Below are 17880 nucleotides of genomic sequence, written 5' to 3'. Positions count from 1 at the left end.
TTTTAAGGTTCTCCTAAAGGGGTCAAACACGTCAGCATTGCCCATACGTGTTTGGCACCTGCTTTTTTTAGCTCATCGGTTGCTGCATTCAATGTTGCCCCTGAGGTCATTACATCATCAATAATGGCGACCGACTTACCCTGCAAATTAGTTTCGCACACAAATGCATTACGCATATTTTTAATTCGTTTCGCTTTACTGAGAGAAGATTGTGCAATCGTTGCTTTTTGTTTAACAAGCGGCTCAGTTACAACTAAGTTCATTGCTTTTAATACCGGTAGCCAAGTTTGGCTTACCTGATTATACCCTCGTTTTATAAAGCGTTTATTGTGCAGCGGCATAATAATAAATTCATCAGGCCAAGATTCATTGACTGCCTTTGCGCGCTGCAACTGCAAATAAATAACCTGTTGTAGGGCAATTTTATAGTACTGTTTGTCACTAAACTTCAGCTGTTTAAGCCACTGTTTCATTGGGGCTTCATACCATGCACAGGCTATGAGGTGATCAAAATGACAATCGGGGAATGCGTCACAAATATCAGGGCGATGAAGTAAATTGGCATGTTTGCTTAGATCAAATAATCTTAAGTCGTTTAAACAATGCTCGCAAAGTGCGTAGTTACTTTTTATATGCGTTTGACACGTAACACAAAAGTTAGGAAACAGCGCATGTAAGCCATGTTTTAATATCTTCGTTAGGTGAGCCATTGCATTCAATCCTTTAAACGCTATTATGAGCCATCAGTGTGCTTGAGAGTTTAAAAATATGCAAAATGAAATGGTGTTATTACATGGCTGGGGAATGAACCAAGGGGTCTGGCAAGTGATTTTACCAGAGCTTGAGTTTTCATATGAGGGCACCATTCGCTGCCTTGATTTACCAGGCTTTGGTGAAGCGCAGTCAGTACCTAACACCTATAATTTGCATGAAGCAGCCAAGATGCTGAGTGAACAATTGCATAACGACTCAATACTAGTTGGCTGGTCGCTTGGCGGATTATTTTCACTTTACATTGCAGCTCACTGGCCAGAAAAAGTATCAAAAGTTATTTTAGTGGCATCGAGCCCTTTTTTTGCTCAAGCTGATAATTGGGCAGGTATTAAGCCTGAAGTGCTTGATGCGTTTAAAGAGCAATTAATCACTCAGACAGACAAAACCATTGAGCGATTCCTAGCGATTCAAGCTATGGGCAGCGAATCAGCTCGTGACGATATTAAAGCGTTAAAAAGATTATTAAAACAGTATCCAGCACCGCAAGAGCGCGCACTCAGTGCAGGCCTAGATATCCTACAGCAAGAAGATTTACGTCAGCTATTTAGCAAAATAACGCTCCCCATTCGCGGTATATTTGGGCGTTTAGATGCGCTAGTCCCTTACCGTGCAATTAAGGATATGCAGGCTTTGCAACCTAACTTTGAGTATGAGGTGATCGATAAGGCGTCTCACGCTCCTTTTATTTCTCATAAAACTGAATTTATAAGCGCTCTGAAATCAATGTGTTAATTAAATATTGCCCTGCAGAGCCCAAAAATAGGGGGATTTTACTTTATTTTGATTGTTTTGTGAGCGATACTTGTAGGGAAGATCTCACTGTTGGAGGATATGATGCCAATCAGTTCTGTATTTAATAATGGCGTGGAAGGTTACAACCGCGCAAGTCAAGGCATTGAAAAAGCAAGCGCGCAAATTAGCCGCGCGTCTATTGACCAGCAAGACGACGCCCAACTTGCTCAGCAAAGACAGTTACAAGGTGCAAGACCAGAGGAAGCTGTTACGCCACCTGTGTCTCAGCCTGCTCGTATTGATGAAGCATTGGTGAACCTAAAAGTTGAAGAGTTCAATGCTAAGGCTAACGTTAATACGATTCAAACTGCCGATGAAGTACTAGGCACGCTAATTGATATAAAAGCTTAGCCATGAATATCGTTACTCCCTTTCCCGCAATCAACATTAACACGGCGAATGTACACACCGAAAATGCGCGCCGTGATAATCAGTTGCGTGAAGTCATCCCGCCTCCTGTGGCAACTAATTCGAGTAACGCAGAAAATAAAGCACTGAATGATGGCGAAAAAGCAAGACAGCCAAGTGGCGATGCAAGTACTTATGATGCTAAAGGTCGCCTTGAGGACGATAAAGCGATTCAAGAGCGAGAGCAAAGCGAACAAGGTAGCGAAGAGAAATCAGAGCAGCAGCAACAAGAAGAGCAAAAACAAGAGCAAAAAGTTGCACAGCAAGAACAGTTAGAGCTTGAACAAATTAAAGAGCTGAAAGCGCGAGACACTGAAGTGCGTGTACATGAACAGGCGCATGCTTCGGTGGGAGGTAAATACGCAGGCTCGCCAAGTTATGAGTATCAACGAGGCCCCGATGGCACAAACTACGCGGTTGGCGGGGAAGTACAAATTGATGTGGCTGAGGTAAGTGGTGACCCTCAAGCAACAATCGATAAAATGCAAACGGTAAGAGCGGCAGCACTTGCCCCCCAAGAGCCATCTAGTGCAGACCGTGCTATTGCAGCCGATGCGACACAGAAACTTGCCGCAGCGCAGGCTGAACTCGCTATGCAGTCGCGCGAAAAAGCACTGGGTGGTGATGAATCGTCGTCATTAAGAATTGACCGTGAAGGTGCTGAAGACGAAAGTGAAGCAGTGAGCACTTCTCAGACCAAGACAGCCAAACGAGATGTGGAAGTTGATGAACGAGCCACACGAATAGCCAATTTTTACCAAATGGCTACATCGCCTGGGGAACAAAATAATTTTTCGGCGGTTATATAATTATTAGATTTATAAGAGACGCGGTTCAATTTGAACCGCGTTTTTGTTTTTAAGCTAAAACTATTTTTTTACTTTAGCATTTGCAAATGCATCGGCAAATGCGTTACCCATGGCCGCATTACCAAAGTCACGCTTTTGCTTAGGCGCACTTTTCGCTTTAGCCGCAGGCTTTGATTTGCCTGCAGGTGCTGTTTTATTGCTTGTATCTACATCATCATCTAAACGCATTGTAAAACTAATACGTTTACGCGCTGCATCAACCTCAAGTACTTTTACTTTAACAATATCACCTGCTTTAACCACTTCGCGTGGATCAGAAATGAACTTGTTGGTTATCGCTGAAATATGAACTAAACCATCTTGGTGTACACCCACATCAACGAAGGCACCAAAGTTAGCTACATTGGAAACCACACCTTCTAGAATCATACCAGGTTTTAGATCGTTAATGGTTTCAACACCGGCCTTAAACTCAGCTGTTTTAAACTCTGGGCGAGGGTCTCGACCTGGTTTATCAAGCTCTTTAATAATGTCGGTAACGGTTGGTAAACCAAACTTTTCATCTGTGTAGTCGTTAGCAACCAATTTATTCAAAATATCAGTGTTACCAATTAAGCTGTTTACATCTAAGCTGTTCTTTTCACAAATACGCTTAACAACAGGGTAGGCTTCAGGGTGAACTGATGAGTTATCAAGAGGATCTGAACCTGTGCTAATACGTAAGAAACCAGCTGCTTGTTCAAAGGCTTTTGGTCCTAGGCGCTCAACTTTTTTAAGCTCAGAGCGTTTGCTAAATGAGCCATTGGCATCACGATAGCTAACAATATTTTGCGCCAACGTTTTGTTTAAGCCAGATACACGAGTCAGTAACGGCACCGAGGCCATATTTAAATCAACACCGACTGAGTTTACACAGTCTTCGACAACCGAGGTCAGCGTTTGACCTAATTGGCTTTGTGACACATCGTGTTGATATTGACCTACACCAATTGATTTAGGTTCGATTTTTACAAGCTCGGCAAGTGGATCTTGCAAACGACGTGCAATTGACACTGCACCGCGTAATGATACATCAAGGTTAGGGAATTCGTTGGCAGCAAATTCAGACGCTGAATAAACAGATGCCCCCGCTTCACTGACCATTATTTTATTTAATTTAAGTTCACTGTTGGTTTTAATCAATTCAGCAACTAACTTATCTGACTCACGTGAAGCTGTGCCATTACCAATCGCGATTAACTCAACTTTATATTGGCGACAAAGTTGCTCAAGTGTGCGAAGTGATTTTTCCCAATGATTTTGCGGCGCATGTGGGAAAATTGTTTGCGTTGTTAACAGCTTACCAGTGCTGTCTACAACAGCAATTTTACAACCCGTACGTAAACCAGGATCAAGTCCTAAGGTTGTACGTGGCCCTGCAGGTGCAGCCATTAATAAGTCTTTTAGATTTTTTGCAAATACGTCAATCGCGCCGGTTTCCGCTTTTTCGCGCATTGCACCTAAAAATTCATTTTCTAAGTGTAGACTTAATTTAATCTTCCAAGCCCACTGTACAACACTCATTAACCAGCTGCTTGCAGCGCTATTGCTCACATCTAACCGATAATAGTCAGCAATCATTTGTGCACATACCTGTGCTGGGTTTTCTGCACTCGGTTCTGGGTTGATACTTAATTGTAAAACGCCTTCATTGCGAGCGCGGAGCATGGCCAGAGCACGGTGTGAGGGAACTTTTTTAAGCGGTTCTTGGTGCTCAAAGTAATCACGGTACTTAGCGCCTTCATTTTCTTGACCAGCGATTACTGTACTTTCAATTTGACCGTGTTGTGCAATATGACTACGGAATTTAGCAAGCAGTTTGGCGTCTTCAGAAAAGCGTTCCATCAAAATAAATTTAGCACCGTCAAGCACCGCTTTTGTATCAGCAAAGCCTGCGTCAGCATTAATATAGTCAGCAGCGTGTTGCTCTGGTTCGAGGTTAGGGTCATTAAATAGCGCATCGGCAAGTGGTTCAATACCCGCTTCAATGGCAATTTGTCCTTTCGTGCGGCGCTTAGGTTTGAATGGCAGGTATAAATCTTCAAGCTCTGTTTTACTGTCAGCGTTATTAATATCACTACTTAACTCGGCGGTTAGCTTACCTTGCTCTTCAATTGTGGCAAGAATAAAGCTGCGGCGCTCTTCAAGCTCGCGTAAGTACGAAAGACGCTGTTCAAGTAGTCGTAATTGCGTGTCGTCTAGGCCACCTGTAACTTCTTTCCGGTAACGTGCGATAAAAGGGACTGTGGCACCTTCATCAAGTAATTTGATTGCAGCAACAACTTGTGGTTGCTGGGCATTTAGCTCGGTCGCTAAGCGTGCAGAGATATTGCTCATGCATAAACCTTTTTAAAAATAGAAAATCAGTAAACTGAAGATTAATTGCCTGAATAATATCACAATAAGAAGGCCTTAAAAGCACTGCTTTTAAGGCCCTCGAAAATTGTTCTACACAACGCAATATTTATGGCTTAGTGAGGGTGATCGATATGCTGCATCACCTCACTGAAGCTGTTTGCAATAGGGTTAATGTTGACAGGAATATGTAGCTTTTTCGCAATTTCACGTGCAGAAATTAACCCACAAATTTCATGTTCAGCACTTGTTACTAAAAGAAACATCATACCTTGGTGTTCCATAGTTTGTAGTGCATCTCCAATACATGCATAACTGATGCTTTGTAAGCTAACACCAGCAAGATTATTCAATGGAGTCATTACATCATGCAAAGTCACTTCGTCGCGGTGTAAGTTTAAACGTTGTGCAAGAATCATTATTTTAGAGCTTTGTAGATCAGCACTCGATGTGATCCCAACCAACTTGTCTGCGTCATCAACGACTAAGATGAAGTCAGAGCAGCGGTTACTTGTTTGTTTTAGCGCATCAACAATGGTGGTGCTTGCGTGAGCACGTAGTGGATCTTTTTGAGTAAAGCTATTTAGTACTTTTAATGCTGGAGATGTTAGATCAAGTGTTGGTTCTACTTCATTAACAGCGTTAGATAATGCACCATTTGATACGTCTTGAAGGCGTAATTCTTTGAAATTATTCATATTTGTCACCATAAATTTTAATTAAGCATCGATTTTTAAAAACGTAGTTAAATTAAAATACAGGTGGCCCTCGCTGGTGCGCACTGTATACAGAGGCCTTAGTCTGAGTAAAAACACGTACACCTAGACGCACATCAGGCAGTGGTTGGGCTGCGCAAAAGTTGAGTGCTGGAGTATGTTTATCTAAATCAGTATCAAGGTTAGCAAGGTCTGCATTATCACACGCAATGAAATGTGAGGTGGGTGTAACACTATCAGAATGGTTTTCTATGTCGCTGGCGTAAGAAATCAAACTCACACTGATTAAAAGTGCGAATACAATGGCATTACTTAATATGCGATGTATTGCGTTTGACATAGTTACTACCTTCTAAACATCAAGCTTAAAACGTCATAAGCTTATTTAGTTATAGATCACATTTTTAGACTAAACAATCACAAATTAACCTTTTCTGAATTTATTTTATTAATTATGGCGCGTCTGGGTAGCTTATCTCATTGACATACCATTCTTTTTGGCCTTCAGGGGTAGTGACTGAAAAATCGTCATCGACTTGCTTGCCAAGGAGCGCGCGAGCCATCGGCGCATCGATAGAAATATAATCTTTGCGTTCATAAATTTCGTCAGGGCCAACAATGCGGAAGCGTTTAGTTTCCCCTTTTTCGTTTTCTATCTCAACCCAAGCACCAAAAAACACCTTCCCCGCCTGTTGTGGGTTGTAATCAACGATTTTTAAGTCAGGCATGCGTTTACGTAAGTAGCGCACGCGACGGTCTATTTGTCGTAATACACGCTTATTGAATTGATAGTCGGCATTTTCAGAGCGGTCACCAAGGCTTGCTGCCCATGTCACAATCTTGGTGATTTCAGGGCGTTTCTCATGCCATAGGTAATCATGCTCTTGTTGTAATTGCTGATACCCTTCACGTGTGATTAAGTTGGTTTTTGCCATATCTATTAAGCCTTTAAAGAAAACCTATGCAAGGTATAAAAGTCTTTTACCTTTGTCGAGATCGTTTTGAAATGTTCAGTAACAATCTAAGCGTTCAATTCGTTTTTTATTCTTAAGTTTTTCATTTATATTAACAAGTAACATATTACAAAAAGAATGAAAGTTATGGGACACGAAACGACAAAGGTATTGGTAGTTGATGACGATATGCGTTTGCGTAGTTTGCTTGAACGTTACTTGGTAGAACAAGGGTTTATTGTTCGTACAGCGGCAAACTCTGAACAGATGGATCGCTTAATCGAGCGTGAAAATTTTCATCTAATGGTGCTTGATCTTATGCTACCTGGAGAAGACGGTTTGTCGATTTGTCGTCGCTTACGTCAAAAAGAAAATGATATACCGATTGTTATGTTAACGGCAAAAGGTGATGAGGTAGACCGTATTATCGGTTTAGAACTTGGCGCTGATGATTATATTCCAAAACCATTTAACCCCCGTGAACTGTTAGCACGTATTAAAGCCATTTTACGTCGTCGAGCAAAGGAAGTACCTGGTGCGCCAGCAGCAGAAGAAAACGAAATATCATTTGGCGAATTTACGCTTAACCTTGCTACTCGAGAAATGTCGCATGGCGATAAAACGATGTCGTTGACCAGTGGTGAGTTTGCGGTATTAAAAGCATTAGTGACTCATCCACGTGAGCCACTTAGTCGCGATAAACTGATGAATCTAGCCCGTGGCCGTGATTACAGCGCACTTGAACGTAGTATCGATGTGCAGGTGTCGCGCTTGCGACGTATGATTGAAGTGGATGCCGCTAATCCTCGTTATATCCAAACAGTATGGGGCTTAGGCTACGTATTTGTGCCAGATGGTGAAAAGTAACAGTTATGGGGATGTTTCCACGTAGTGCTTTTGGACAAACCGTATTTTTGGTTGCTGCACTGCTTTTAATCAATCAAATAGTGTCCTATATAACGGTTAGTTTTTATGTGGTTAAACCCACCATAGAGCAAGTTAATCTGATCCTCTCTAAACAAGTTAAAACGGTGTTTATTGAGTGGGAAGAAGGCGTTGAAGTAAGTAAAGAAGCGTCCGAAAAATTTTTTGAAATCACTGGCATTGAAGTCATGACGCAGCGCCAGGCTATGCGTGAAGGTCTGGCGGAAACACGAGAATATTCAATGCTTTCACGTAGCATGTCGGAGCAACTTAACGGTTCTGCGCGAGTGCGTATAAGCCAAACAGATCCACTTGTATACTGGGTTGAAGCACCACAAGCCCCAGGTTATTGGGTGCGAGTGCCATTGACTGGGTTACAAGAGAATAACCTTGAATTCCTCACTTTTTATTTATCTAGTATCGGCTTTTTAAGCGTATTAGGTGGTTGGTTGTTTGCGCGCCATCTAAACCGACCATTAAAAGCGCTACAGCAGGCGGCAGTTAAAGTAGGTGTTGGGGACTTCTCAACAAAACTTGAAGAGCAAGGCTCAACTGAAGTGATAGAAGTAACCCGTGCGTTTAATCAAATGTCGCGTGGTATTGCGGCATTAGAAAACGATCGTCGTTTACTTATGGCAGGGGTTTCCCATGACTTACGTACACCACTTACACGTATTCGTTTAGCAACAGAAATGATGTCTGACGACGAAGATTATCTGCGTGAAGGAATTATTCATGATATTGAGGATATGAATGCGATTATCGATCAATTTATTGAATACTTGCGTCATCACAAGCGCGAAGAGCTTGCTCTTGAAGATCTTAATGCCATCGTCAATGAAGTCGTTGAGGCCGAGCAAAAGCATCATCGGCAAATTAGTTTTAAAGAAAACCCCAGCATTAGTAACGTACCTGTCAGTACGGTAGCTATAAAGCGTGTTGTGACCAATATGATTGAAAATGCCATTCGTTACTCTGACGGTGATATTGAAGTGGAAACGCGCATGAGCAGTAATAAAAAGTTTGCCATGGTGGTTGTAAATGACCAAGGGCCAGGTATTCCTGAAAGTGAACTTGAAACTGTCTTTGAGCCGTTCAAACAAGGTGATGCCGCTCGCGGTAGTGAAGGGAGCGGTTTAGGTCTAGCGATTATCAAGCGTATTGTTGATATGCACGGCGGGCGAGTGCAACTACTTAATCGCCCAGAAGGTGGCCTTAGCGCACAGATCTATTTGCCACTGTAGATAGTAACTTAGAGAAAAACGCGGCATCTATATGCCGCGTTTTTTTAGGTTTTTTTAAACTCGTCGCCTTACAGTGCTTTAAATCGAATCGCTGTGCCACCGCTGGTGGCAAGCTTTATCGTTAGCTTATCATCAGCAGTCACTATGCGTTTTTCTACTGTTAAGTTATAAGGGTTATTTATCCACTGTGCTTTATCACCGTCACGGTAGATTTGTGCTTCAAACTTTTTACCTTTATCTAAGAAGTCTAACTTCACTTCTAAAGTGCGGGCGTTTTCATCTGTTACAGCACCTAAATACCAGTCGTTACCTGAGTATTGATCACGCTTGCGCTCTTTACGTGCAAACACAACGTAATCGCCCACTTCACCTTGTAGAGCAATACTTTGTTGCCAATCGGTTGGTACATCTTGAATAAATTGGAATGCATCTGGTTTCGCTAAGTAGTTACGTGGCAAATCTGCGGCCATTTGAATTGGGCTATACATCACAACATACAAGGCTAATTGTTTTGCGAGCGTCGTTTGTGGACGGTTGGTATCGGCACCTAAACCGTTAAAGCCCATGTCAAAAATACCTGGTGTAAAGTCCATTGGGCCTGCCAGCATGCGAGTGAAAGCAAGCATAGGAATGTGTTCTGGTGGGTTTGGAGGGGTTCCCCATGCATTAAACTCTTGTCCGCGCGCCCCTTCGCGGGTTATCCAGTTCGGGTATGTACGACGCAGACCGGTATCTTTGATTGGTTCGTGAGTATTAATGCTAATTTTATGTTTTGCAGCCAGTTTTACGTTATATAAGTATTCGTTTACCATGAACTGACCATCGTGCCATTCTTTACGCACAATACCGTTTTCATCAATACGTTTGATATTGCCGCCGTCAGCGACGTAACCTGTTTTTACTTGACTCACATTTGATTTTTCGTACAGTGCAAACGCATCTTCCATTTGATTGCGGTAGTTAGTTACGTTACCTGATGTTTCGTGGTGACCGATTAATTGCACGCCTTTTTCTTTGCCGTAGTGGGTTAACTGTTCAATATCGAAGTCATCATAAGGCTGTGTGAAGCTAAATACATCACCGTTATAAAACCAGTCACCATCCCAGCCAGTATTCCAGCCTTCGACGAGTACGCCATCGAAGCCATACTTAGCCGCAAAGTCCATATAGTATTTAGTGTTTGCGGTTGTAGCACCATGAATTTTACCGCTACCCCACGTATTTTCATTGATATGCATACCCCACCAAATACCGACGTATTTGCCGGGTTTAACCCACGATACATCACCGAGTTTATTTGGTTCGTTTAGATTTAAGATAATATCGGAGTTAATTAAATCAACAGCTTCATCACCAATTTGAATGGTACGCCAAGGAGTATTGAATGCGCCGTGCTTTTTAACTGCTACGCCATCAGACCAAGGTGTTAAATCGGCTTGAAAAGTACCGTCACGGCGTTGATTTAGAACCATGCCCGCATAGTCAACAAGGGCAGCTTCGTGAATACTAATATGGATGCCATCTTTGTTTTTTAAGGTAAATGGTGTGTGTACCAGCGCCGCTTGATGTAATGGCGTGGTGTTATAAACATATTCATAGCGGTTCCAACCGCGTGCAGGTATCCACCAAGCCGTTGCGTGTGATGAGTCTGTAATTGCAAACTCCGTAAGCTCTTTGGTGATTTCTATATCTTCAAAGCCTGCTTGCTTTGGTAATTCGTATCGAAAGCCAATACCATCATTAAAAGCACGGAAACGTACTGTAAAAGTGCCACCTTGCGGCTGAGGTTTTTTAAACGTAACAGCCACTTCATTGTGGTTATCAACAACAATTTGGCGTTCACCCCAAGGTTGCTCCCAGCTGCTTTTTACAGAATCGGTAGTTTGACTACTAATTTTGTAACCTTCGCTCATTGCTGGCTGTTGTTTAAAAACAAGACCTAACGCAGAGTTAGCAATGATTTGTTTACCTGCAAAGCTGATTTCGTAGCTAGGTGTGTGTTGTTCATCTGAGATAGTTACTTTGATCTGCCCATCAGGTGAACTGACGGTTGTGGTTTGTGCTAGGCAAGTACCTGAAAAGGCTGCTAACATTAAGGCAGTTAATCGCATTGTTGTTCCTTGGCGGCTTATGGTTGTGGATTGTTGTCACAATAAGCATAAATTGACTTGCGTGTTAATACGAGGTATCTGCATACGTATTCAGCAAAGTACGCACTGATTTTAAAAAGCCAAGCATATGAAAAGGTTCATCAAAAATGATAAGAATAATCCTATTATTACTTACCTTTAGTCCAACACTGATGGCACAGAAAATTCAAGTTGTTGACCAAAACAGTCAGCCTGTTGCTAATGCTGTTGTTTGGTTGAAAGGCCACTCGCAAAGTCCATCAACGGAAGCTAGTTACACCATGAGCCAAGAAAATAGAGCTTTTTCTCCTCATGTATTAGTGGTGCCTAAAGGGGCGAATGTTGAATTTCCGAACTTAGATTCTATCATGCACCATGTGTATTCATTTTCTAAAGCAAAACACTTCGAATTAAAACTTTACCGAGATAAACCTGAAAAGCCGGTTCGTTTTGAGCAGACCGGGGTTGTTGAACTCGGGTGTAATATTCATGACTGGATGCTGGGTTATATTGTTGTGGTTGATAGTCCATCATTTGCGCAAACTGATGAACAAGGTTTTGTTGATTTAGATCTCCCTGAAGGGACGTTTGAGTTAGCGATATGGCATGATCGATTGTCTGACATTAGCGAACCAGAAATTACTTCGTTTAATAGCAAAAACAGTGTGTTACGTTATCAATTGAAGCAGGCGCTTTTACCAGCACTTGAATTAAGCAGTGACGAGTTCGATGACTATGAATAAGTGGCAAGTAGTACTGTGCTCTGTGCTTTTTGGTTTACCTAGCTCTGTACTTGCAGAGCATGAAGGATTAATCGCAATATCCGCACTAACAGGCGATCAATTAGCCAGCTACCAGCGTACCGGTATTGGTTTATATCGCTACGATAATGACCATGATGGTATTCGTCTTTCTCAAGCGATGCTCAGCAGTCGCTTAGAGTTAGATAGAGATTGGTCTATGCACTCCACTGTTAATGTTCATGCTGACCCTTCTACGACAATCGGTTTTAGCCAAGCTTATCTGCAATACCAGCCGTTGACAGAAAGTCGTTATAAGTTAGCTATTAAAGCCGGTGGCTTTTATCCGAAAATGTCGCTTGAGAATCCGCAAAGTGGCTGGATGTCACCTTATAACTACACCAACTCAGCCATTAATAGTTGGTTAGGAGAAGAAATACGTACTTTTGGTGTTGAAGCAAGTATAAAGCGCCCAGGTCGACAATTTCGTAGTGAGCATAGTTTTGAGGGTGTTGCAGCGGTCTTTAAAGGTAACGATCCTGCTGGAACGCTGTTGTCTTGGCGTGGTTTTGCACTTCATGATAGGCAAACAACATTTAATGAACGTATCGATTTTTCTGTGCCGGCATCTTTTTCTCATTCACAGCTTACCAAGCAGGCCGACTATGTGCAGCCCTTCGAAGAAGTCGATGGTCGGTTTGGTTACTATGTTGGCGCACATTGGGATTATCAAAAACGTTCACAATTTCGTATTTACTACTATGATAATAATGGTGATCCGAGCGCAATAAATACGCGTACTGGTCAGTATGCTTGGGATACGCGCTTTTTGAGTGCGGCCTGGTTGTACAAGTTTACCAAGCAGACGCGCATTATTATGCAGCTCCTAGATGGTAAGACTGCAATGGGTAAAAATCGAGGAGTAAACAACAGTTTTTACAGTCATTTTGTTATGTTAAGCCACAAGTTAGACCAGCATCGTCTCACAATTAGGTATGATTACTTTAAGGTTAATGATCATGATGATTGGATGTTTGATCCTAACCAAAGCCGAGGAGATGCTTTAACCGCTAGTTGGCGGTATCAATTGTCAACACAGTGGCAAGTGGGTGCTGAATATTCAGTACTGAGCAGTGACGCTCAAAATAGACCAAGTATGGGATTTAATGAGCGCAATTCACAACAACAGTTAATGCTATCTGCACATTGGCGCTTTTAACCTCATACACTTTTTTAGTTTTTCTACTAACATTCTAATAAACGTGCTAATTAGAATTTGAATTAGGATAATGTATGAATTTACAAAGCATTCGCGTCAAAAGTTCACTGCCTATCGTTTTACTCGCAATTGCTATCGTAATCTTGATAGCAGGTTACACCTACTTAATAAACATACAAAGAGTGGCAATAGACGCCCAGTCAGAGCGGTTTGTAAATGCCGTATCGGTAGTTGTAAATGCAGACAGAGACTTATATCAAGCAAAAGTGGCAGAGTTGCATCTTGTTACTCAAATGAAAGGTGATAAAGAGCAACTAACAGATCACCAAGAAAATGCCGAGCAAGTTAAAGAACGTTTTAAACAATATCTATCTTATATGTCGCCATACTCTGAGATTACGAGTCAATTCCCTAACTTTGATAGCGCATTTGATGCATGGTACACAGCATCAACAAGTTACATAAATAACCCTGCTGATGCTTCGCAAAGACAAGCTGCAGAGCAATCCTTTTCGGCACTACGTGATATTTTAGATAAAGCCGGTGAAGCAGCGGATAAAACATCACAAGCTGAAACCGAGAAGCTGATGAGCAAAGTGATCAATTTTAAAGTGATGTTAATGATCATGATCGCCGTCGTATTAGCCATTGCAGGTTGGTTTAGTTATTTTGTACCGCGCCAATTAACTAGACAAATTAACTATGTCACTGAGCGCATTAATGAAATCGCTTCTGGAGATGGTGATTTAACGGGGCGAATTAACGTAAAAACACAAGATGAATTTGCTGATCTTGCGACTGCTTTCAACCGCTTTTTGGATAATTTACAGCAGTTGATTAAAGATATTTTAGAACAAGCAAAAGAGTTAAATGCATTAGGTAACGATTTAGGCAGTTTTGCTAATCAAAACCACCAAGTAAATCAAAAGCTCAGCCAAGCATCTGAGTCAATTGTCAGCGCGGTACATGAAATGAGTGTCGCTAGCCGTGAAGTGGCAAATGTAGCGCAAAACTCATCCCATGAGGCTGATAACTCGCAACAGCTTGCTAAGCAGGGTTTGTCGGCAGTAGATAACTCAAGTAGAAAAATTACCGCGCTATCCGAAAATATGGAGCATGCAAGTCAACGTTCTACTGAATTACAGCAAAGCTCTGATAATATTGCCAAAGTACTTGAAGTTATACGTGCCATTGCTGAGCAAACAAATTTACTCGCTTTGAACGCAGCCATTGAGGCTGCGCGAGCAGGCGAACAAGGACGAGGGTTTGCTGTTGTAGCAGATGAAGTACGTACTCTTGCAACGCGAACGCAAGACAGCACAAATGACATACAAACAATGGTTGAGCAGTTTGCGGAAAGTGTTGAACAATCACTACAGGCTATCAATAGTGGTAAGCGTTATGCTGATGAAGCGGTTGAGTCATTCGCGCAAACAAATGATGTATTAAACTTGATGCAAGAATCGTCAGTGAAAGTAAACGACATGGCAATGCAGACGGCGCAAGCAACTGAAGAGCAAACCGCTGTGGCTGATGAAATAAGCCAAAACTTGTCAGACTTAAACGATCAAACTCAGCAAGGCGGAGGCTTGGCAAGCTCGACTCAAGAGGTGGCTAATCGTATGAGCCAATTAACTAATGAGCTTAATCATTTAGTTAATCGGTTTAAGGTTTAAAACTAATTGATAACAAAAAGGGCTCAATGAGCCCTTTTTTAGTTTAGTAAAACTACTTTTTCTCAAAAGCGCGTTTCATATAATTTGGTGTGGCTAATGCGCCGTGGTGAATACCTGCATTATAGTATTCTGTACTTTGCGAAAGTGTATCAGCATCATCTTCACGAAAACCATTGAAGGCTTCTGATTTACGTGCAAGGGTTACTGACCATAGGCCACTTGGGTAGATTGGTTGTGGAAAAGGCAGAGTTTGTAGATCAACAAAGCCCACTTCTGTCATCGCGTCGCGCATTTCTACTAACAGTGGCATGTGCATAAGCGGTGATTCACTTTGTTGAATTAAGATACCACCAGGGCGAAGTGCCGTTAAACAGCTAGTATAAAAAGCATGGTTAAATAAACCTTCACCCGGACCAACAGGGTCTGTACCGTCTACAATCACAACATCGATTGACTCAGGAGCTGCTTCACGCATGTATTTGATACCGTCGTCAAACATCACAGTGGCACGTGGATCTTGATTTGATTCACATAATTCTGGGAAATATTTTAGTGACATTTGTGTCACGACTTCATCAATATCAATTTGCGTCACGCTTTCAACACCTGGGTGTTTTAATACTTCGCGCAATGTTCCGCAGTCGCCACCACCAATGATAACCACATTTTTAGGAGCGGGGTGTGCAAGCAATGCTGGATGGCTGATCATTTCGTGATAGAAAAAGTTTTCACGGCTACTTACCATAGTGCAGCCATCAATAATCATAAGATTACCAAAGTCAGTCGTTTCATACATTTCTACTTTTTGAAATGGTGACTGCTGTTCATCAAGCTTTTTGTTTATGCGAAGTGAAAAGGCACTACCATCACGGTCACTAATTTCAGTGAACCAGTTGTTTTGATCTAAATTAGCCATCTTGCTTATACACTTTTGGTTTATGGTAAAAAAGGGGTGCAATTCTGCCAGTGCTTGGCCAATTGCTCAATCAAATTTTAATCAGTATAGCGAATATTTTTCTCCGCCTTGTAACTGGTACTTTTTTAACCGTGATAAAGGTGGTGTCGTTTTATCGCGATAAACAATTAATAATTATTAAAAACAATAAACTATAGGCATAACAAAAATAAACCACTATCCAAATAGTAAGGCTAATTAAAATTTAATATTAATGCCAAGAGCCACATTTATATCATCAGCCTTATCAGCATCGAAATAACGTTTTCGGATTTCTACATAAGCGTGTTTTTGCGATGCAAATCGATAGTCGTTACCAATGACAAGGGCGCGTTGCTTCGCTCCTTTTATGTCATTAGCGCCACAAGCATACTCTAGACTGCCATAGATTCGATGCTGGTCAAATAAACGATAACGAGCGCCAAGTGCGTAGTGTCGAGATTCTGCTGTTTTAGATTTTTGTAAGTCTTTGAGTGAGTGTGTTGCGCCATAAATAGAAACTTGCAAATTTGAGCTTGCTTGCCATTTAGCAGAAGCGATGTGGGTATGATACTTGGCTTGTTCGTAATAGCTGGCTTGATAACCAGCTTCAAGCTCGATATTTTTGAGACCTGTGTAATGAATACCTAGTCCAACCCCGTAATCTAGCTTAGTATCTTTGACTCTCAATCGCTGACTACCAATTCTCAACTGCGGTCTATTTTCCAGCGTGCGGCTGAAGTTGTATTGACCTGAAAGGCGAAACTCATCAAAGCGAGTGTGATATTGCATAGTATGAGAAGGGCGCTTGGTGTTTAACTCGTCTTTTGTTAAATGAACCGATGCGCCCACACGGTGGCTACGGTCAAAATTGTCGTAGTTTTTTACAATCGCATTTTGTTGCCCATACTGCAGTTTCCCCCATTGGGTGCGTACACCTAAATAAGCTTGCCGAGTTTTAAAAAAGGGCGTGTCATCAGTATTAGCATTGGTTCCCAATTCATAACGACCGTAGATCTTGCTTTGGGCAACAGGGTAATTGAATTTAATTCCTGCTTTACTGGCATTATCTTTTAATTGCCACTGTTGAGAAGAACGGTTTGACCGTTCATGTGTTTTTTCTTGTTTATTGCTATAAGTCGCGGCAATTTTTAAATTAGCGTAAGGTGAAATATCAAGCTCATTTATTAAGTCTTTTAATTGTATGTCACTGCTGCTGACTTGTGCACTTGTGAGTAGTAGGGTTACAGGGAAAATAGTGTATGAGTATCGCATGTTTTGTCTCTTATTAATTCAATAAGAGACATGGTAAAAAACCTCTCCTGACAAGATGCTTAGAGGCGTTGTAAGGTGAGTGTCAGGTTATTAATTGGCTGTGGTTGCGCTATCGTGGTGAGGATCAATAAACCAAACATCAGGTGTTTTTTGGCATAAATTGATAGTGCGCTGCTGTTGTATCGCTTGGCGCTTAAATTGTAATTTAACAATGCGACACTGTGCTAAGCCAAAAATGTGGTGAATAGGTAATACATAGCCATCGCGGGTTAGGTCGTTATCATATGTTACTTTAAGCTCATACGGGCGGCTGTTTAGAAAATCACGTTTTTTGATTGTATTTTCAAAATCGGCATATTTTGCATAGCCAATGAGCTGGTTATCTCGCTCAATTAATGCCCATTCTTCATTAAGCTCTAAGGCTAGCACTTTTACTAATTCATTCTTGGCAATTTGACCCATTGGCGCTGAATCAGGCGATGGAGCCTGAAAAAGAGATATTTTATTTTTGCTAATCACCGGTATATCAAGAAACATGAGTTCAAAATTGGTTTTTATATTTTCTTGGCCAACACGTTGCAGCTGAAAGGCTTGTAAAGTGGTGTCGTCGATGCTTGCCGTCCAGCGGGTTTTGGTCACTGAGTCTTGATTAACTATTTTACTGTGTGTGGGCTTTTTAAGGCTATGAGCCAACTCATGAAACAAGTGCTGACGGCCTTGATCACTTAAAAACAGATCAAGCTCTTCGTTGATCGCCAATGCAGCTAAGGCATGCTGTTTTTTCAGTTGTGTTTCAATTGCCCCAGGATCTTTAACTAGTTCAGTGAGCTGGCATCCAGTTAGGGTAAATAAAGCAATTGATAAGATTAATTGTTTCATAAGAACTCCGAGTG

Annotated in this window: 17 protein-coding genes; 8 read left to right on the top strand and 9 right to left on the bottom strand. The window is 41.7% G+C overall.

Annotated features, from left to right (window positions below):
• Positions 1-2 precede the first annotated feature (2 nt).
• The gene (locus L0Z67_RS15845; RefSeq protein WP_062568326.1) at positions 3-710 is read right to left on the bottom strand and encodes a ComF family protein; all 708 of its coding nucleotides are present in this window, start codon (positions 708-710) and stop codon (positions 3-5) included.
• A gap of 58 nt (positions 711-768) precedes the next feature.
• On the opposite strand from L0Z67_RS15845, the gene bioH reads away from it, so the two are divergent.
• From bioH to L0Z67_RS15830, 3 genes are all read left to right on the top strand, one after another.
• A complete protein-coding gene (gene bioH, locus L0Z67_RS15840; RefSeq protein ID WP_062568325.1) occupies positions 769-1506 on the top strand; it encodes a pimeloyl-ACP methyl ester esterase BioH in 738 nt (245 codons plus the stop codon).
• A gap of 102 nt (positions 1507-1608) precedes the next feature.
• Complete coding sequence (locus tag L0Z67_RS15835) at positions 1609-1917, top strand: hypothetical protein (protein ID WP_062568324.1); 309 nt, start codon at positions 1609-1611, stop codon at positions 1915-1917.
• Positions 1918-1919: 2 nt separating this feature from the next.
• Positions 1920-2783: a putative metalloprotease CJM1_0395 family protein gene (locus L0Z67_RS15830; RefSeq protein WP_405128238.1), complete on the top strand. Its 864-nt coding sequence runs from the start codon at positions 1920-1922 to the stop codon at positions 2781-2783.
• A 60-nt stretch (positions 2784-2843) separates the two neighbouring features.
• Here the strand turns inward: L0Z67_RS15830 and L0Z67_RS15825 are convergent, their stop codons facing one another.
• From L0Z67_RS15825 to greB, 4 genes are all read right to left on the bottom strand, one after another.
• Positions 2844-5159, bottom strand: coding sequence for a Tex family protein (locus tag L0Z67_RS15825; RefSeq protein ID WP_237128272.1), 2316 nt, complete (start codon positions 5157-5159; stop codon positions 2844-2846).
• A gap of 134 nt (positions 5160-5293) precedes the next feature.
• A complete protein-coding gene (locus L0Z67_RS15820) occupies positions 5294-5875 on the bottom strand; it encodes a CBS domain-containing protein (protein ID WP_062568321.1) in 582 nt (193 codons plus the stop codon).
• A 52-nt stretch (positions 5876-5927) separates the two neighbouring features.
• Positions 5928-6233, bottom strand: a complete 306-nt coding sequence (locus tag L0Z67_RS15815) for a hypothetical protein (RefSeq protein WP_405128237.1) — start codon at positions 6231-6233, stop codon at positions 5928-5930.
• A gap of 112 nt (positions 6234-6345) precedes the next feature.
• Complete coding sequence (gene greB, locus L0Z67_RS15810; RefSeq protein WP_405128236.1) at positions 6346-6828, bottom strand: transcription elongation factor GreB; 483 nt, start codon at positions 6826-6828, stop codon at positions 6346-6348.
• 165 nt (positions 6829-6993) lie between these two features.
• Between greB and ompR the strand changes: the two genes are divergently transcribed.
• The gene (ompR, locus tag L0Z67_RS15805) at positions 6994-7713 is read left to right on the top strand and encodes a two-component system response regulator OmpR (protein ID WP_062568318.1); all 720 of its coding nucleotides are present in this window, start codon (positions 6994-6996) and stop codon (positions 7711-7713) included.
• 5 nt (positions 7714-7718) lie between these two features.
• Positions 7719-9014: a two-component system sensor histidine kinase EnvZ gene (gene envZ, locus L0Z67_RS15800; protein ID WP_062568317.1), complete on the top strand. Its 1296-nt coding sequence runs from the start codon at positions 7719-7721 to the stop codon at positions 9012-9014.
• Positions 9015-9082: 68 nt separating this feature from the next.
• Here envZ and L0Z67_RS15795 read toward each other — a convergent pair whose 3' ends face one another.
• Positions 9083-11125, bottom strand: a complete 2043-nt coding sequence (locus tag L0Z67_RS15795; RefSeq protein WP_405128235.1) for a glycoside hydrolase family 97 protein — start codon at positions 11123-11125, stop codon at positions 9083-9085.
• Positions 11126-11271: 146 nt separating this feature from the next.
• Here L0Z67_RS15795 and L0Z67_RS15790 point away from each other — a divergent pair, with 146 nt between their 5' ends.
• From L0Z67_RS15790 to L0Z67_RS15780, 3 genes are all read left to right on the top strand, one after another.
• Positions 11272-11886 (top strand): methylamine utilization protein, encoded by a 615-nt coding sequence (locus L0Z67_RS15790; protein ID WP_062568315.1) that lies wholly within the window; start codon positions 11272-11274, stop codon positions 11884-11886.
• Positions 11873-13102: a hypothetical protein gene (locus L0Z67_RS15785; RefSeq protein WP_405128234.1), complete on the top strand. Its 1230-nt coding sequence runs from the start codon at positions 11873-11875 to the stop codon at positions 13100-13102. The genes L0Z67_RS15790 and L0Z67_RS15785 overlap by 14 nt, the downstream gene beginning before the upstream one ends.
• A 74-nt stretch (positions 13103-13176) precedes the next feature.
• Positions 13177-14778, top strand: a complete 1602-nt coding sequence (locus L0Z67_RS15780) for a methyl-accepting chemotaxis protein (protein WP_062568313.1) — start codon at positions 13177-13179, stop codon at positions 14776-14778.
• Positions 14779-14830: 52 nt separating this feature from the next.
• On the opposite strand, the gene speE is transcribed toward L0Z67_RS15780, so the two are convergent.
• From speE to L0Z67_RS15765, 3 genes are all read right to left on the bottom strand, one after another.
• Entirely contained in the window at positions 14831-15694 is an 864-nt protein-coding gene (gene speE / locus L0Z67_RS15775) for a polyamine aminopropyltransferase (RefSeq protein WP_062568312.1), read from the bottom strand.
• A 237-nt stretch (positions 15695-15931) separates the two neighbouring features.
• Positions 15932-16987 carry a porin gene (locus L0Z67_RS15770; RefSeq protein WP_405128233.1) on the bottom strand — a complete coding sequence of 352 codons (1056 nt, stop codon included), beginning with the start codon at positions 16985-16987 and terminating at the stop codon, positions 15932-15934.
• Between the two features lie 90 nt (positions 16988-17077).
• Entirely contained in the window at positions 17078-17866 is a 789-nt protein-coding gene (locus L0Z67_RS15765) for an SH3 domain-containing protein (protein WP_405128232.1), read from the bottom strand.
• Positions 17867-17880: the final 14 nt, after the last annotated feature.

The sequence above is a fragment of the Pseudoalteromonas sp. PB2-1 genome (genome assembly GCF_045040605.1).
Lineage (GTDB): Bacteria > Pseudomonadota > Gammaproteobacteria > Enterobacterales > Alteromonadaceae > Pseudoalteromonas > Pseudoalteromonas arabiensis.
The sequence above is the reverse complement of the archived record's forward strand: the minus strand, read 5'-3'. Positions and strand labels throughout refer to the sequence as shown.

What these genes read in the sequence shown, in the direction of transcription:
- L0Z67_RS15845 (WP_062568326.1), bottom strand. Translation starts at nt 710, where the DNA reads ATGGCTCACCTAACGAAGATATTAAAACATGGCTTACATGCGCTGTTT.
- bioH (WP_062568325.1), top strand. Translation starts at nt 769, where the DNA reads ATGCAAAATGAAATGGTGTTATTACATGGCTGGGGAATGAACCAAGGG.
- L0Z67_RS15835 (WP_062568324.1), top strand. Translation starts at nt 1,609, where the DNA reads ATGCCAATCAGTTCTGTATTTAATAATGGCGTGGAAGGTTACAACCGC.
- L0Z67_RS15830 (WP_405128238.1), top strand. Translation starts at nt 1,920, where the DNA reads ATGAATATCGTTACTCCCTTTCCCGCAATCAACATTAACACGGCGAAT.
- L0Z67_RS15825 (WP_237128272.1), bottom strand. Translation starts at nt 5,159, where the DNA reads ATGAGCAATATCTCTGCACGCTTAGCGACCGAGCTAAATGCCCAGCAA.
- L0Z67_RS15820 (WP_062568321.1), bottom strand. Translation starts at nt 5,875, where the DNA reads ATGAATAATTTCAAAGAATTACGCCTTCAAGACGTATCAAATGGTGCA.
- L0Z67_RS15815 (WP_405128237.1), bottom strand. Translation starts at nt 6,233, where the DNA reads ATGTCAAACGCAATACATCGCATATTAAGTAATGCCATTGTATTCGCA.
- greB (WP_405128236.1), bottom strand. Translation starts at nt 6,828, where the DNA reads ATGGCAAAAACCAACTTAATCACACGTGAAGGGTATCAGCAATTACAA.
- ompR (WP_062568318.1), top strand. Translation starts at nt 6,994, where the DNA reads ATGGGACACGAAACGACAAAGGTATTGGTAGTTGATGACGATATGCGT.
- envZ (WP_062568317.1), top strand. Translation starts at nt 7,719, where the DNA reads ATGGGGATGTTTCCACGTAGTGCTTTTGGACAAACCGTATTTTTGGTT.
- L0Z67_RS15795 (WP_405128235.1), bottom strand. Translation starts at nt 11,125, where the DNA reads ATGCGATTAACTGCCTTAATGTTAGCAGCCTTTTCAGGTACTTGCCTA.
- L0Z67_RS15790 (WP_062568315.1), top strand. Translation starts at nt 11,272, where the DNA reads ATGATAAGAATAATCCTATTATTACTTACCTTTAGTCCAACACTGATG.
- L0Z67_RS15785 (WP_405128234.1), top strand. Translation starts at nt 11,873, where the DNA reads ATGACTATGAATAAGTGGCAAGTAGTACTGTGCTCTGTGCTTTTTGGT.
- L0Z67_RS15780 (WP_062568313.1), top strand. Translation starts at nt 13,177, where the DNA reads ATGAATTTACAAAGCATTCGCGTCAAAAGTTCACTGCCTATCGTTTTA.
- speE (WP_062568312.1), bottom strand. Translation starts at nt 15,694, where the DNA reads ATGGCTAATTTAGATCAAAACAACTGGTTCACTGAAATTAGTGACCGT.
- L0Z67_RS15770 (WP_405128233.1), bottom strand. Translation starts at nt 16,987, where the DNA reads ATGCGATACTCATACACTATTTTCCCTGTAACCCTACTACTCACAAGT.
- L0Z67_RS15765 (WP_405128232.1), bottom strand. Translation starts at nt 17,866, where the DNA reads ATGAAACAATTAATCTTATCAATTGCTTTATTTACCCTAACTGGATGC.